General features: G+C 48.7%; 16 protein-coding genes and 1 tRNA gene. 16 read left to right on the plus strand and 1 reads right to left on the minus strand.

Features of this window, described 5'->3' with window-relative positions; translation table 11 throughout:
* The first annotated feature begins 68 nt into the window (after window positions 1–68).
* Genes QXH45_05870 through QXH45_05900 form a run of 7 tightly spaced genes read left to right on the plus strand, consistent with a single transcriptional unit; the run spans window position 69 to window position 8969 of the window.
* Window positions 69–332 (plus strand): DNA-directed RNA polymerase subunit H, encoded by a 264-nt coding sequence (locus QXH45_05870; protein MEM2078772.1) that lies wholly within the window; start codon window positions 69–71, stop codon window positions 330–332.
* Between the two features lie 5 nt (window positions 333–337).
* Window positions 338–3826 (plus strand): DNA-directed RNA polymerase subunit B, encoded by a 3489-nt coding sequence (locus tag QXH45_05875; protein ID MEM2078773.1) that lies wholly within the window; start codon window positions 338–340, stop codon window positions 3824–3826.
* Between the two features lie 7 nt (window positions 3827–3833).
* The gene (locus QXH45_05880; protein ID MEM2078774.1) at window positions 3834–6479 is read left to right on the plus strand and encodes a DNA-directed RNA polymerase subunit A'; all 2646 of its coding nucleotides are present in this window, start codon (window positions 3834–3836) and stop codon (window positions 6477–6479) included.
* On the plus strand, window positions 6476–7705 hold the full coding sequence (gene rpoA2 / locus QXH45_05885; GenBank protein MEM2078775.1) for a DNA-directed RNA polymerase subunit A'': 1230 nt from the start codon (window positions 6476–6478) through the stop codon (window positions 7703–7705). The genes QXH45_05880 and rpoA2 overlap by 4 nt, the downstream gene beginning before the upstream one ends.
* Window positions 7702–8031 (plus strand): 50S ribosomal protein L30e, encoded by a 330-nt coding sequence (locus QXH45_05890; GenBank protein ID MEM2078776.1) that lies wholly within the window; start codon window positions 7702–7704, stop codon window positions 8029–8031. Before rpoA2 ends, QXH45_05890 begins: the two co-directional genes overlap by 4 nt.
* Window positions 8024–8470, plus strand: a complete 447-nt coding sequence (locus tag QXH45_05895) for a NusA-like transcription termination signal-binding factor (GenBank protein MEM2078777.1) — start codon at window positions 8024–8026, stop codon at window positions 8468–8470. Before QXH45_05890 ends, QXH45_05895 begins: the two co-directional genes overlap by 8 nt.
* A 52-nt stretch (window positions 8471–8522) precedes the next feature.
* Window positions 8523–8969: a 30S ribosomal protein S12 gene (locus tag QXH45_05900; protein ID MEM2078778.1), complete on the plus strand. Its 447-nt coding sequence runs from the start codon at window positions 8523–8525 to the stop codon at window positions 8967–8969.
* A 36-nt stretch (window positions 8970–9005) separates the two neighbouring features.
* Here the strand turns inward: QXH45_05900 and QXH45_05905 are convergent, their stop codons facing one another.
* The gene (locus tag QXH45_05905; protein ID MEM2078779.1) at window positions 9006–9497 is read right to left on the minus strand and encodes a hypothetical protein; all 492 of its coding nucleotides are present in this window, start codon (window positions 9495–9497) and stop codon (window positions 9006–9008) included.
* Between the two features lie 128 nt (window positions 9498–9625).
* Here QXH45_05905 and QXH45_05910 point away from each other — a divergent pair, with 128 nt between their 5' ends.
* From QXH45_05910 to QXH45_05950, 9 genes are all read left to right on the plus strand, one after another.
* Entirely contained in the window at window positions 9626–10219 is a 594-nt protein-coding gene (locus QXH45_05910) for a 30S ribosomal protein S7 (GenBank protein ID MEM2078780.1), read from the plus strand.
* 195 nt (window positions 10220–10414) lie between these two features.
* A complete protein-coding gene (tuf, locus tag QXH45_05915) occupies window positions 10415–11731 on the plus strand; it encodes a translation elongation factor EF-1 subunit alpha (GenBank protein ID MEM2078781.1) in 1317 nt (438 codons plus the stop codon).
* Between the two features lie 61 nt (window positions 11732–11792).
* Window positions 11793–12104 (plus strand): 30S ribosomal protein S10, encoded by a 312-nt coding sequence (gene rpsJ, locus QXH45_05920; GenBank protein MEM2078782.1) that lies wholly within the window; start codon window positions 11793–11795, stop codon window positions 12102–12104.
* A 96-nt stretch (window positions 12105–12200) separates the two neighbouring features.
* Window positions 12201–12299: transfer RNA gene (locus QXH45_05925), tRNA-Ser, on the plus strand.
* A gap of 121 nt (window positions 12300–12420) precedes the next feature.
* Window positions 12421–12897, plus strand: a complete 477-nt coding sequence (locus QXH45_05930; protein ID MEM2078783.1) for a 30S ribosomal protein S13 — start codon at window positions 12421–12423, stop codon at window positions 12895–12897.
* A gap of 5 nt (window positions 12898–12902) precedes the next feature.
* Window positions 12903–13415, plus strand: coding sequence for a 30S ribosomal protein S4 (locus tag QXH45_05935; protein MEM2078784.1), 513 nt, complete (start codon window positions 12903–12905; stop codon window positions 13413–13415).
* A complete protein-coding gene (locus tag QXH45_05940) occupies window positions 13415–13816 on the plus strand; it encodes a 30S ribosomal protein S11 (protein ID MEM2078785.1) in 402 nt (133 codons plus the stop codon). Before QXH45_05935 ends, QXH45_05940 begins: the two co-directional genes overlap by 1 nt.
* Before the next feature lie 9 nt (window positions 13817–13825).
* On the plus strand, window positions 13826–14668 hold the full coding sequence (locus tag QXH45_05945) for a DNA-directed RNA polymerase subunit D (protein MEM2078786.1): 843 nt from the start codon (window positions 13826–13828) through the stop codon (window positions 14666–14668).
* Window positions 14669–14670: 2 nt separating this feature from the next.
* Window positions 14671–15033: a 50S ribosomal protein L18e gene (locus QXH45_05950; GenBank protein ID MEM2078787.1), complete on the plus strand. Its 363-nt coding sequence runs from the start codon at window positions 14671–14673 to the stop codon at window positions 15031–15033.
* Window positions 15034–15036 lie beyond the last annotated feature (3 nt).

Raw genomic sequence — 15036 nt, forward strand, 5'->3', positions numbered from 1 at the left:
TAAAAATCTGTCTAAGATTTGATAAACCAGGAGGATATGTCCGGTTTCCCCTGTTTAAGGTGCTTATTATGAAGAAGGGAGTTAATATTCTGGAGCATGAACTAGTTCCAAAGCACGAGGTTCTCAATCATAAAGAAGCAACTGAGGTCCTTAAGAGACTTGGCCTACAGCCCTGGCAACTTCCATGGATTTCCATCGATGATCCTGTGGTCAAAGCTATTGGAGCTAAGCCGGGCGACATCATTAGAATCTACAGGAAGAGTCCTACAGCTGGCACATCAGTCGCCTATAGATATGTTGTGGTAGATGTTACCAAGAAGGCGGAGGCTTAACGACCATGAGCGGTCAGCTGACAGTGGACGATCTATGGTTAGTTATGAAGAAGTATTTCGAGGAGAAAGGGCTTGTCAGACAGCACTTGGACAGTTATGATAGATTTATTCGGGAACTCCTCCCGGAAATGTTGAACGAGTTTAAAGAGGTCCGGATCACTGAGGATGTTAAGATAACGATAGTTGACTACAGCATAGGCGAGCCACAATGGATCACCCTAGAGGGCATTGCTGAGAAGAAGACCCCAATGGAGTGTAGGCTCAGGAACCTTACATACGCAGCGCCGGTAATGGTGAAAATCAGGTACGCGGATGAAACGGGTAGGTCGAGAGAGCAGGAATTAAAGCTCATGGATCTCCCCGTCATGCTGAAGTCAAGCATTGACCCGTTGAGGAAGATGAGCGCTCAAGAGCTAATCAATATAGGGGAGGACCCCAAGGACCCCGGCGGCTACTTCATAATCAACGGTAGTGAAAAAGTGCTCGTTGCTCAAGAAGACCTCGCAAGCAACAACATTATAACGGATGTGGCTCCAGAGGGCTCATCCTACACTCACTTAGCCAAAATAATCAGCGTATCAAAGGGTAAGAGGAGCCAGCTCGTCATCGAGCGGAGAAAAGACGGCCTACTATACGCGAACTTCCAGGGACACAAGATACCGGTTGTAATACTCATGGCAGCCCTAGGCCTTGCGAGCGAGGTTGAAATGTTGAACGCCGTGAGCTTAAACCCTGAAATCCAAGTCCACCTGCTCCCCTCTATAACAGAGGCTCAGAAAATATTCCCGAAGCTCGAAGTCCCCGAGGGATTACCCCCAGAGGATGTTGAAAAGGTTGAAAGCAAGTACAGGGAGAAAGTGATCGAGGAGGCGCTGGATTTCATAGGTTCCAGAATAGCCATTGGAAAACCCCGCGAGGAGAGAGTCCGCAGGGCCTTGCGGGCCCTGGACGAAAACCTCCTTCCACACATCGGCACCGACTCTTCTCAGGAGACGCGATTAAAGAAGGCTGTTTTCATCGGTCAAATGATATCGAGAATAATCGAATTACACCTGGGATATAGAGAGCCCGACGATAAAGACCATTATAGGAATAAGCGGTTGAAATTAGCTGGAGACTTGTTATCGGTGTTGTTGCGAAACGCTTTAAACGCGTTCACTCAAGACTTGAAGGAGAGCGCTGAGAAATACCTGGCTAAAAACCGTAGGCTTGACCTTAAAATGGTGATTAAACCCAGCGTTATAACCGATAGGATTCTACACTCAATGGCGACTGGAAACTGGCCTGGAGGCAAGACCGGGGTAAGCCAGCTATTAGATAGAACCAACATGCTCAGCACCCTAAGCCACTTGAGGAGAGTCGTATCCCCTCTCTCCAGAGGCCAACCCCACTTTGAAGCCAGAGAACTCCACGGCACGCAGTGGGGTAGAATGTGCCCCTTTGAAACCCCTGAGGGAGCAAACATTGGATTGGTGAAGAACCTATCCCTAATGGTTAACGTCAGCATTGGAGTCCCGGATGCCGAGATAGAATCGATTCTCTACAAGCATCAAGTAAAGCCGTTGATAACGATCACGGATAGATCAACTGGTAAGCCGTTGAAAGGAATCCTCGACGAAGTGAAAGAGGCAGTCAAGCAGGGAGTAGATTTATCCAGCGAATACGAGGGATGGAGCAGAGTATACCTCAACGGGAGATTAATAGGCTATCATCCAAACGGCGAAGAACTCGTGAAGGAGTTAAGGAAGATGAGGCGCCAGGGTAAGCTGAGCAGCGAGGTGAACGTAGCCCATATCAGGACTGAATACCTCGACGAAGTTTATGTAAATACTGATCCAGGCAGGATAAGAAGACCCCTCCTAGTAGTTGAGAAAGGAGAAGTAAAGCTTAGCCGGACGCACATCGAGAAGTTGAAGCAGGGAGAGATGAGCTTTGAAGACTTGGTGAACAAGGGCATAATAGAATATCTCGACCCGGATGAGGAGGAAAACGCCTACATAGCGTTGTCGGTTAACGAAGTGACGCAGGAGCATACTCACGCCGAAATATGGATACCGGCCATACTAGGCATCACGGCATCAATAATCCCATATCCTGAGCACAACCAGAGCCCGAGAAACATGTATCAAGCAGCTATGGCTAAGCAAAGCCTCGGATTATACTCGGCCAACTTCCAGAAGAGAATGGACACTAGGGGCCACTTCCTCCACTACCCGCAGAAACCCCTTGTTCAGACACGGTCAATGGAAGTAATAGGATATAACGAACGCCCATCAGGCCAGAACATGGTGGTAGCAGTCCTAACGTTCACCGGGTACAACATGGAAGACGCCTTAATAATGAACAAGAGTAGCGCCGACCGCGGGCTAGCTAGGAGCACGTTCTTCAGGCTGTACTCCACCGTCGAGTACAAGTACATGGGTGGTCAGCAAGACGAGATTCTGATCCCGCCGACGAATATTAGGGGTTACAGGGGCCTCAGGGCTTATGAAAAGCTGGAGGAAGATGGAATAGTAGCGCCTGAAAGCCAGGTGGCAGGCGGCGACGTCCTCGTCGGAAAGATAAGCCCGCCGAGATTCCTTGGAGCGCAGGAATACATGCTCGGAGCTGGCTTAACTAAGCAGGATACGAGCGTCGTCATGAGGCACGAGGAGAAAGGAGTAGTAGACACTGTTTTGATAACCACGGACAGCGAGGGCAATAAGCTTGTCAAAGTGCGCGTCAGAGACCTGAGGATCCCCGAGCTCGGGGATAAGTTCGCCTCAAGGCACGGGCAGAAGGGAGTTCTCGGACTCCTGGTTCCACAATACGACATGCCGTTTACGGAGGACGGAGTCGTCCCGGACCTCGTGATAAACCCGCATGCATTCCCAAGCCGTATGACAGTTGGACAGTTGATCGAGAGCATTGCCGGGAAAGTAGCTGCCTTGAGCGGCAAGGTGATAGATGCTACTCCATTCCACAAGACCCCTGTTCAGGAGTTAGAGTTAGTTTTAAAGAGACACCACTATCTGCCCTCAGGGGAGGAAGTAATGTATGATGGGAGAACAGGGGAGATGATTCAATCTCCAGTGTTCATTGGAATAGTCTACTATCAGAAACTCCATCACATGGTTAGCGATAAGGTTCACGCTAGGGCTAGAGGTCCCGTTCAAATACTGACTCGCCAACCAACAGAGGGTCGTTCAAGAGCAGGGGGTTTGAGATGGGGTGAAATGGAGGTTGATTGTCTTGTCGGACACGGCACATCCCTATTGCTCAGGGAAACAGTATTGGATAGAAGCGACGTCACAAGGATTTACGTGTGCGAAATATGCGGGCATATTGGATGGTATGATAGAAACAAAGGCAAGTACGTATGTCCGATACACAAGGATAAGGGTTCCTTAAAACCCGTTGAAATGTCCTACGCGTTCAAACTACTCCTCCAGGAGTTGCTTAGCTTTGGAGTCAAGCCAAGACTCGTCGTAAAAGACACTAGAAAGGAGGTGTGATGGAGACATGGTTAATAGAATATCGGAGATAAAGTTTGGAATACTCTCACCCGATGATATTAGAAAAATGAGCGTTACCCAAATAGTGACTTCCGACGTCTACGATAACGATGGAGCCCCAATAGACGGGGGCGTGATGGATAAGAGGCTTGGAGCCATAGAGCCCGGCGAGGTCTGCCCTATTTGCGGTAATACTCGAGAATCCTGCCCAGGCCACTTTGGACACATAGAGCTCGTGAAACCGGTTATCCATGCGGGGTTCTCGAAACACATACTGGTGTATCTCAAAGCCACCTGCAGGGAGTGTGGGCGAATAAAGATACCGGAGAACGAGAGGCAGGAATACCTTGCGTTAATGAAGGAGCTAGAGGAGTTAAACCTCGTATACCTTCTCAAGAGGTTCTACGAGTACGTGAAAAAGAAGGCAAGCGCCACTATGAAATGCCCTCACTGCGGAGCTAAGCAGTATAGATACAAGCTGGATAAACCCCATGCCTTCTTCGAACAGAAGGAAACCGGGCTTGAGAAGCTTACTCCAACCGATATAAGAACGAGGCTTGAGAAAATACCTGACGAAGACGTTAGGCTCCTGGGAGGAAATCCCGAAGAATCCCGTCCCGAGTGGATGGTTTTAACCGTTCTACCCGTTCCCCCGAGAACTGTCCGCCCATCCGTCCTGTTAGAAACGGGTATTAGGAGCGAGGACGACTTAACCCATAAGCTAGTGGACATCATTAGAGTTAATACAAGGCTCAAAGAGCACGTTGATAGCGGTGCACCCAGCGCTATTATCGAGGACGAATGGGAGCTGCTCCAATACCACATCACCACATACTTCGACAACGAAGCACCTGGAATCCCGGTGGCTAAGCACAGGGGTGGAAAAACTCTCAAGGGAATCGCCCAGAGGCTGAAGGGGAAGGAGGGGAGGTTCCGTGGAAACCTTAGGGGCAAGAGAGTCGACTTCTCAGCCAGAACGGTGGTAAGCCCAGACCCCAATTTGAGCATTAATGAAGTGGGAGTCCCGGACGTCGTGGCAAAGATCCTGACGATACCGGAGAAGGTTACTCCGTGGAATATAGAAGAACTGCGCAAACTGGTTTTAAACGGACCCGACAAGTGGCCTGGAGCAAACTACATTGTAAGACCAGATGGGAGAAAGATAAGCTTGAAATATGTCGACAGGAAGGCTGCGGCGGAGTCTCTCGCGCCCGGGTACGTGGTGGAGAGACACTTGCTGGACGGAGACATAGTATTGTTTAACAGGCAACCCTCTCTTCATAGAATATCGGTGATGGCTCACGTAGTCAGAGTCCTCCCCTACAAGACTCTCAGGCTGAACGTGCTCGTATGCCCGCCGTACAACGCTGACTTCGATGGAGATGAAATGAACCTTCATGTTCCACAGAGCGAGGAGGCAAGGGCTGAGGCAAGAATGCTGATGCTTGTTGAGAAACACATTTTAACACCCAGGTATGGCGGTCCAATCATCGGAGGCCTGCAGGACTATATAAGCGGAGCGTTCATTCTCACCAGCAAGTCCACCATTCTGAGGAAGCACGAGGTGGCTGAGCTATTAGGGGTGGCAGGTTATCATGGAGAGATGCCTGAGCCGGCTATTCTAAAGCCGAAGGAGTACTGGACTGGTAAGCAACTCGTATCAGTGTTCCTACCTAAGGATATGAACTTTAGGAGGAACTCTAAACTCGCCGGGGCTTCAGCCCTGAGATGTGTCGACGAAGACTGTCCCCACGACAGTTTGATCATTGTGAAGAAGGGTATTCTGCTAGAGGGCGTGCTCGATAAGGCGAGTATCGGGAGGGAAGAGCCTGAGAGCCTCGTGCACTGGTTGATCAAGGAGTACGGCGAAGACCTGGGCAGAATATTCAAGGATAAAGTATACAAAATGTTCCTACGGGCGAGCGAGAAATACGGCTTAAGCATGAGCCACTCGCACTTGTCACTACCGGGGCCAGCCAGGGAGAGGATTAAACAGATCATACTTGACAAGAAGGCTCGCGTAGATGAGCTTATCAAACAATACAAAGAAGGGAGACTCACGCCAAGACCCGGGAAGACTCCGGAGGAAACCCTTGAGGATGAAATAGTGGATCTCTTGTCGAAGAGGCTACTGGACGATGTTGCAGACACCATTACTCCATACTTCACTCTGACCAACCCAGTCGTCGTAATGGCTAGGACCGGTGCGAGAGGAAACCCTGTAAACCTCACTCAGATGGCCGCGCTCCTAGGCCAGCAGACGGTGAGGGGGAAGAGGCTTTCGAGAGGATACTTACACCGATCCCTACCACACTTCAAGCCGAAAGACATCGGCCCAGAGGCGAGAGGATTCATATCAAATGGATTCGTGAACGGGCTAGAAGCGTTGGAGATGTTCTTCCACGCAGCCGCGGGTAGAGAAGGGTTGATTGACACCGCTGTAAGGACCAGCCAGTCGGGTTACATGCAGAGGAGGCTGATAAACGCGCTACAAGACTTGAGAGTAGAGTACGACGGCACTGTAAGAGCTACCTCGGGCGAGCTAGTCCAGCTCGTTTACGGTGAAGACGGTGTAGACCCCATGAAGAGCGATCACGGTAAAGCCGTGAATGTTAACAGGGTTATCGAAAAGATAGTGGGGTGGAAGCTGTGAGCCCTAGGAAGCCATTATCCAAATCCGAGGTGGAGGTTCTTCTGAAAGAAAAGCTGGAAGGGCTTGTCAGCCCGCAGGTGTTCAACGAGGTTAAAGATAGATTGATTGAACTAGCCGGTAAGATAGAGCTTTACGAGGACGAAATAGAGGCCATAATAGCTGAGGTCGTGCGAAGATACAGGTCATCCCTAGTGGAGCCTGGGGAAGCTGTTGGAACCGTTGCTGCTCAGAGCCTTGGAGAGCCTTCCACTCAGATGACGCTGAGAGTTTTCCACTACGCAGGACTGAGAGAATACAACGTAACTCTGGGATTGCCGAGGCTTATAGAGATAGTTGATGCTAGGAAGAAGCCCGAGACCCCGATCACCGAGATATACCTGGAGGACGACTATAAGTATGATGAAGAGAAGGCGAAAGAAGTTGCCAGAACGATCGAGACCACTTTGATCGAGAACGTTGTAAAAGAAATAAACATCTCCCCCTTCGAAGGAATAACCATTGAATTAGACGAGGAGATGCTCTCGGATAAGGGCGTAACGGTTGAAACTGTAGTAGACGTCCTGAGATCCCTGAAAATAGGCGATGTGGAATGGGATCCTGATAACCCTCACTTGATAAAGATCAGCCTTGAGACGGAGCTTGATTACTCCAAGACCGAGAAGCTGAGACAGAAAATATTGTCTACGAAGCTGAAGGGAGTGAGGGGAATAAACAAAGTTATCATTCAGAAGAGGGGAGGGGAATACGTCTTAATCGCTGAAGGTAGCAATCTTGAAGAATTGATGAAGGTCCCCGGCGTAGATTATAAGAGGTTGTATACGAACAATGTTTTCGAAATCGAGAAGGTCCTCGGAATAGAAGCCGCTAGGGCCGCCATAATCAGGGAGATCAAGAATGTCCTAGACGATCAGGGTCTTGACGTCGACGTGAGACACATCATCCTGCTGGCCGACATGATGACTTGGACCGGGCACATTAGACAAGTCGGTAGAATGGGGGTCGCCGGCGAGAAGCAGAGCGTTCTAGCGAGAGCAACGTTTGAAATGACTGTTCAGAAACTCCTCGAGGCCGCCGCGATGGGCGAGTCAGACAAGCTTTACGGCATCACCGAAAATATTATAATGGGGCAAGTGATTCCAGTAGGGACAGGGATGGTTCAAATTTATATGATTCCAACCTTGATAAAACCTGAAACCGATAAGCAGGGAGAGGAGAACTCGCAATGAGCGCGACCACAGTCGAGATGGTTAAAGCTTTGCAAGTGTTGGCCAAAACCGGTCAATACAGACTGGGTTCCAAGCAGTCGAAGAAGCTGGTCTTGCTTGGAAAAGCTAAAGCCGTTATCATCGCGTCCAACGCGCCCCCGGATGTTAAGAACGACTTAAAATATTACGCAAAGCTAGGCAACATACCGGTGCTTGAGTTTCCGGGAACAAACTTCGAGCTAGGCGCGTTGATTGGAAAGCCGTTCAGCGTTTCATCAATGGTTGTCGTCGACCCAGGACAGTCCAACATATTGGACCTAGCTAAGGAGGTCTCGAGCAATGAGTAAGGAGAAGGGGCAAGTGAAGATCACCCCAGACGAGTTCAGATACATGGCTCTCCTACACGAGATTACCGGAGCCGTCGTAAGAGACTGTATAATGGATGAAGCTGAGAATCGCGTAATATTCCTAGTTAACCCCGAGGATGTTGGAAAAGCCATAGGGCCCAAAGGATTCTTCGTGCAGAAGCTTAGAAAAATATTAAACAAGAACATTGAAATAGTCGGCTACAGTGAAAACTTAGAGGAACAGGTCAGGTACGCTCTTGCGCCAGCCAGGATCAAGGAGATCAAGGTGACCACAAAGCCCGGTGGAGAAAGAGTCGTATACGTGGCCGTAGACCCATCAGATAAGGGACTCGCCATCGGGAAAAACGGTAGAAACGTGCAGAAGGCAAAGGTTATTTTAAAGAGACACTTCAACATAGAATCTCTCATAATAGCATAAAATTTAAGAATACTTAAAACCATTTGAGTCAGAAGAGTGCAGGGATAGAACCATGCCAGGGAAAAAAGCACCATATGGAATGTACTCTGCCAGAAAATTGAAAAGGAAGAGGCTTAAGCTTAGGTGGAGTCAGAGGGACTTCAAGCTCAGAATGCTTAAGAAGCAGGGTAAGATCCGGGACCCGCTTGAAGGCGCTCCAATGGCCAGAGGCATTGTGCTGGAAAAGGTTGGAGTCGAGTCACGTAAGCCTAACTCCGCTCTGAGAAAGTGTGTACGCGTTCAATTGGTTAAGAATGGAAAGGTCGTCACCGCCTTCGTTCCATGGGACGGTGGAGTGAACTATATCGACGAGCACGATGAAGTAGTGATAGAGGGTATTGGAGGACCCATGGGCGGTTCTCTCGGAGACATTCCGGGTGTAAAGTACAAGGTGGTCATGGTCAACGGTGTCTCATTGAAAGCCCTGTGGCTGGGGAAGAAACAGAAACCAGTCAGGTAATGAGAGCTCTTTTATTATTGAAGAAAAAGAATGATCTCACTCACTATCATCCTCCCCGTCTTCAAGCCTGGATAGCTCCTCGAATATCCTGTATAGTCTCTCCTGCTCGTCGACGAGTTGTTTGCTAACGTATATAGGCTTACCCGTGATCAAAGCGAGATAGATTGCGTGACTGGGGATCATGACGCGCTTTGTGCAAACCTTCCCATTGGCGAATTCGACAGTAGCACTGTAAACTCCTTTCTCAGGGTTGAATCCGTCTATTGCAACGTACCTGAGATTCCTACTGAGAGTTGCGATGAACTCCGGCGAGTTTTCAATAATATCGGTGATCATAGCTCTCTCATCGTCAAATAATTCCTCCCCGAGGTTCCTCCTAATAGACACGAATATGTCGTAGGAAACATTCTCCATATAGAATTTCCTGCCGTCCTCTAGGTGAAGGATCAGTCTGGGAGCATTGCCTTCTCCAACCGACACGCCTGTAAATACCTTCTCCACTAAAAGGTAGCGCGGCTCCAACGGCAAGGCCTCCTAAGCCGTGATAATAGATATATGATTTTATAAAGTGTTTTCTTGAGACATGGGCAGAGTCTTGGCTCTACAATAATTTTAAAAAGCCTGTTAAACTGATTAAGGTTATACAGGTGTTTACATTGGCTACTGAAGGACACGTTGTGAAACTAAGCGAGATAAAGCTGTTTGGCAAGTGGACCTACGATGGGATCGAGGTAAAAGACCCAAGCTTGAAGAAGTACATTTGCCTCAAACCATACATACTCCCCCACACAGGGGGAAGACACGAGCACAGAAGGTTTGGAAAGGCTGAAGTACCCATCGTGGAGAGGCTCATCAACAAGTTAATGAGGCCCGGCGAGAACATGGGTAAAAAGCACTTGGCATACAACATCGTTAAGAAGTCCTTCGAGCTGATACATCTGAGAACCGGTGAAAACCCGATACAAGTTCTAGTTAGAGCCATTGAGAACGCTGCTCCTAGGGAAGAGACTACGAGAATCATGTATGGAGGCATCTCGTACCATGTTTCCGTGGACATTTCCCCCATGAGGAGAATAGACATAGCGCTTAGACACCTCACCGAAGGCGCTAGGGAGAAGGCCTTCAATTCTCCAATACCTATTGAAGAAGCACTGGCCGACGAGATAATAGCGGCTTCTAATAATGATCCCAAGAGCTACGCGATCCAGAAGAAGGAGGAAATCGAGAGAATAGCTCTGAGCAGCAGGTAGCTTCTTTTATTGATCAAACCCCAACGCATTGATAATTCTCTTTCACCATACCTTCCAAACAGGTTTCGCCAAAACCCGTCCTTCACCTGGGTGCTTGAACAGGCGTCTTGTTAACGCAGAGTTGTAAAAAGGTTTTAAAAAGACTTACTCAATTTATTAAACTCAATGAACATGAAACAAGTGTGGTGAATGCAAATGAGCTCTGCATCGCAAAAACCCCATTTGAACCTAGTAATAATAGGGCACGTTGACCATGGAAAAAGCACAATGACAGGGCACATTCTCTACCGTCTAGGCTACTTTGATCAAAAAACTATTCAGATGATTGAAGAAGAATCCAAGAAGATGGGTAAGGAAAGCTTCAAGTTCGCTTGGCTCCTAGATAGAATGAAGGAGGAGCGTGAGCGCGGAGTAACTATTTCGCTGTCTTACATGAAATTCGAGACGAAAAAGTACTTCTTCACCATCATCGACGCGCCCGGCCACAGGGACTTCGTTAAAAACATGATTACCGGTGCAAGCCAAGCAGATGCTGCTATACTCGTCGTTAGTGCTAGAAAAGGAGAGTTCGAGGCTGGAATGAGCCCCGAGGGGCAGACCCGTGAGCACGCTATTCTCGCGAAGACTATGGGTATCAACCAATTGATAGTCGCCATCAACAAAATGGATGCCACCGAGCCACCTTACAGTGAGAAGAGATATCAGGAAGTGAAGGAGGTTCTAGGAAAATTCCTGAAGAGTCTCGGATTCAACATTGAAAAGATACCCTTCATACCTATCTCGGCCTGGACTGGCGAAAACCTCATAGAAAGATCCCCTAACACGCCCTGGTACAACGGGCCTACTCTCGTAGAATCATTGGATATGCTTGAAGTCCCCAGCAAACCTATTGACAAGCCATTAAGAATACCCATACAAGATGTCTACGCCATCTCGGGAGTTGGAACAGTGCCTGTTGGAAGAGTTGAAACCGGAGTACTGAAGGTTGGCGACAAGCTTATATTCAACCCGCCGGGCGTTATTGGAGAAGTGAGAAGTATTGAGACTCATCACACCAAGATCGAGAAGGCTGAGCCTGGCGACAACATCGGGTTCAACGTCAGAGGTGTCGAGCGCAAGGATATCAAGAGGGGAGACGTTGCTGGCCACCCGACCAACCCGCCGCTAGTTGCCGACGAGTTCACAGCCCGTATCTTCGTGATATGGCATCCCACTGCCATAACAGTTGGATACACTCCAGTTATACACGTCCACACTGCTAGCATAGCATGCCGGATAACCGAGATAGTTGCTAAACTCGACCCCAGAACGGGTAAAGAGGTTGAAAAGAACCCGCAGTTCGTTAAACAGGGTGATGCCGCAGTAGTGAAGTTCAAGCCGATTAAGCCGCTAGTAATTGAAAAGTATTCCGACTTCCCAGCGCTTGGAAGGTTTGCCATGCGTGACATGGGTAAGACGATAGGAATCGGTCAAGTACTTGAAGTTAAACCCTTTGAACAACAGAAGAAGTAAATGTTTTTTTAAACCCCTAAAATGCTTAAAGTCTTAGCGAGATTGTTTAAGGATGATGCTTATGTCAACGGTGAGAATGGTTAAGATCAAGATATGGAGCACGAATATAGACGTGCTCGAGGACTTCATAGGTAAGATAGCCGACATCGTGAAGAAAACCGGCGTGGGCATGAAGGGGCCCATCCCATTGCCAACGAAGAAATTGAAGATTAGGACTCTGAAGCTACCACACGGAGAGGGTAAGAAGAAGTATGAGAGATGGGAGATGAGAATTCACAAGAGACTACTATATATTGCTGAAGACGAGAGAGTTATGAAGCAATTAATACGAATAAGAGTTCCGCCGGAGATTTGGATGGAGATCGAACTCTAATCATTTTTAACATAACTCGATAAACCATTCTAAGACCCTGGGCTTGAAAACTGAGAGATAGGGTTTAAAGCCCCGGTAGACTAGAATATTTACGGGGCCGGGGTGCCCGAGCGGTCTAAGGGGCTGGCCTGGAGAATCGCCCCAGGCAGCCAGTGTCCCTAACGGGACGCGCGGGTTCGAATCCCGCCCCCGGCGTCCAGATAATCACGCGCGGTCCTGGGAAACAGTTAGGGTAAGTTTTAAAATATGATATAAGCTTAAAAACAGATTACTACATGGTTAGTTAAAGGATACTGCTTACCGAACGGTGGGAAGAGTGAGCACTCAGCAATCTTTCAGGCAGATCATCAGAGTGTTGGAAACGGATATAGATGGGTCTCTCCCATTACTGTACGGGCTCGCGGAAGTCAAGGGTCTAGGTTACGCTTTCTCCTTAGCAGTGACTCGAATTCTCGGCCTAGACCCCAATACACGAATTGGCTACTTAACCGATGAAGAAGTTAAGAAGATTGAAGCCCTCGTGAAAAACCCGCAGGCTTATGGCATTCCCTCGTGGATGTTTAACAGGAGAAAAGACTATGCAACTGGAAAAGACCTGCATTTGATCGGTGCTGAGCTTATCTACTTCGTCAAGGAAGACATTGAGAGAGAAAAGAGGATAAAGAGCTGGCGCGGAGTTAGACACGCGCTAGGGTTGAAAGTCCGCGGCCAGAGAACACGTACCACTGGTAGGCTGGGAGTTACGGTGGGAGTTAGAAAGAAGAAGCAGGCTCAACAGCCGAAGCAGGGGTGATGTAGATGGGTGATCCACGTAAGCCTAGAAAGAAGTGGAGTGGTCCGAGACATCCATGGAGAAAGGAGATACTAGTATATGAAACCCAGTTGCTTGGCCAATATGGGCTCAGAAACAAGAGGGAGTTGTGGAAGGCCTCGTCAATTATACGATACTACCGTCACAGGGCGCGCTCACTGCTTGGTGAGCCTGCTGAAGTTCGCGAAGTACAGGGGAAGATCCTCATAGAGAAACTAGTGAAGCTTGGCCTTCTCAAAGAGGGTGCTAAGCTCGAGGATGCTTTGAACTTGAGGGTTGAAGACATATTGGAGAGGAGGTTGCAGACGATAGTCTATAAGAAGGGGCTGGCTAAGACGCTATATCAGGCGAGACAGTTAATAGTTCACGGCCACATAGCCATCGCTGGAAGAAGAATTAAGTCGCCCGGATACATAGTTTCGCTCGAGGAGGAACCCCTTATCGATTATGCTCCTTTCAGCCCATTCAAAGAAAGGAGCGCGGGAGAGGGTGGTAGCTAATGTCGTTTTCCTCAAGAGAGTTGAAGTGGGGAGTAACCCACATATATAGTAGCTTAAACAACACTATTATTCACATCACAGACTTGAGCGGCGCGGAAACAGTGAGCAGGTATAGTGGGGGAATGGTCGTTAAAGCCGACAGGGAGAAGCCGAGCCCCTATGCTGCCATGATAGCTGCTTCAAAAGCAGCGTATGAAGCAATGGATAAGGGTATCACTGCGATTCACATCAAAGTAAGAGCTCCAGGCGGCCACGGGTCGAAGACGCCGGGGCCGGGCGCGCAAGCCGCTATTAGAGCTCTGGCTAGAGCAGGCTTCGTCATCGGTAGGATCGAGGACGTTACCCCGATACCTCACGACACGACCAGGCGGCCAGGCGGAAGGAGAGGTAGAAGAGTCTAAAGAATAGGTGTGTTAGCTTTGAAGATAGAGGTGTTAGAACAGAAACCGCTGCTCATCCGCTTGAAAATTAGTGGAATCAGCCTACCGCTCCTAAACTCCGTAAGGAGGGTCATAATAGCTGAAGTGCCTACAATGGCCATCGACTACGTCGCGTTCATGGAGAACTCGTCGGTCTTCTACGATGAGTATGTTGCACACAGGCTGGGGCTGATACCCCTAACTAGTGATGAAGCATTAGAGAAGTACAAGAATCCAGAAGAATGCCGAGAAGCCGGCGAGAAGGGGTTGTTCTCAGAGGACTGTTTCGTACGCTTAAGCCTCGAGGGCGAAGGAGGAGACCAGGTAGTCACGCTATACAGTGAATCCCTGGTTTCAAGCGACCCCGATGTGAAACCGATTTTCGAGAAAATCCCCATTGTAAAGCTAATAAAGTCTCAAAAAGTAAAGCTTGAAGCATATGCAAGGCTTGGAAGAGGAAGAGAGCATATTAAATGGAGCCCCGTCTCAGTCGCCGCGCACAAATACGTCCCTAAAATACTTCTGAACCCTAAGCTCTGCAAATCACAGGATTGCTTAAAGTGCATTGAAGTCTGCCCCAAGGAGGTTTTCGAGTTCCGTGAGGGGGAAGTGAGGGCGAAGAAGGAGAAGGTATTGGATTGCACCATGTGCAAGTTGTGTGAGAACGCGTGTCCAACCGGGGCGGTCAAGATAGCTCATGAGGAAGACGAGTACGTCTTAACCCTGGAATTAACGGGTGCTTTATCAGCTAAGAATGTTTTATTAGAGTCTGTTAAAATACTTGAGAAAAAGCTTGATGATTTCGTTAGCGCGCTGAAGGAGAAGGGTGTTTAAACATGATTGAGTTGAGGAAGACGAACATAGTTTTGAGAAGAGTGATTAAGGAGTTGGAGAAAGCCTCTAAACAGAACGATGCCCCCATATGGGAGCGCGTCGCCGAGGAGTTGTCGAAGCCGACTAGGAGGCGCCGAGCTGTTAACTTGAGCAGGCTGAACAGACATACTGTTGACGGGGACGTGGTGGTTGTTCCAGGAAAGGTTTTGGGTGCTGGAATAATAGACCACAAAATAACCGTAGCTGCTTATGCTTTCTCTAGGACCGCCTACGATAAGCTTTTGAAAGCTGGATGTAGGGTGGTCAGTATCACGGAGCTTGTGAGGGAGAACCCTAAGGGGTCAAACGTCAAGATAATAGGGTGAGAG

The organism is Thermosphaera sp. (assembly GCA_038827615.1).
Lineage (GTDB): Archaea > Thermoproteota > Thermoprotei_A > Sulfolobales > Desulfurococcaceae > Thermosphaera.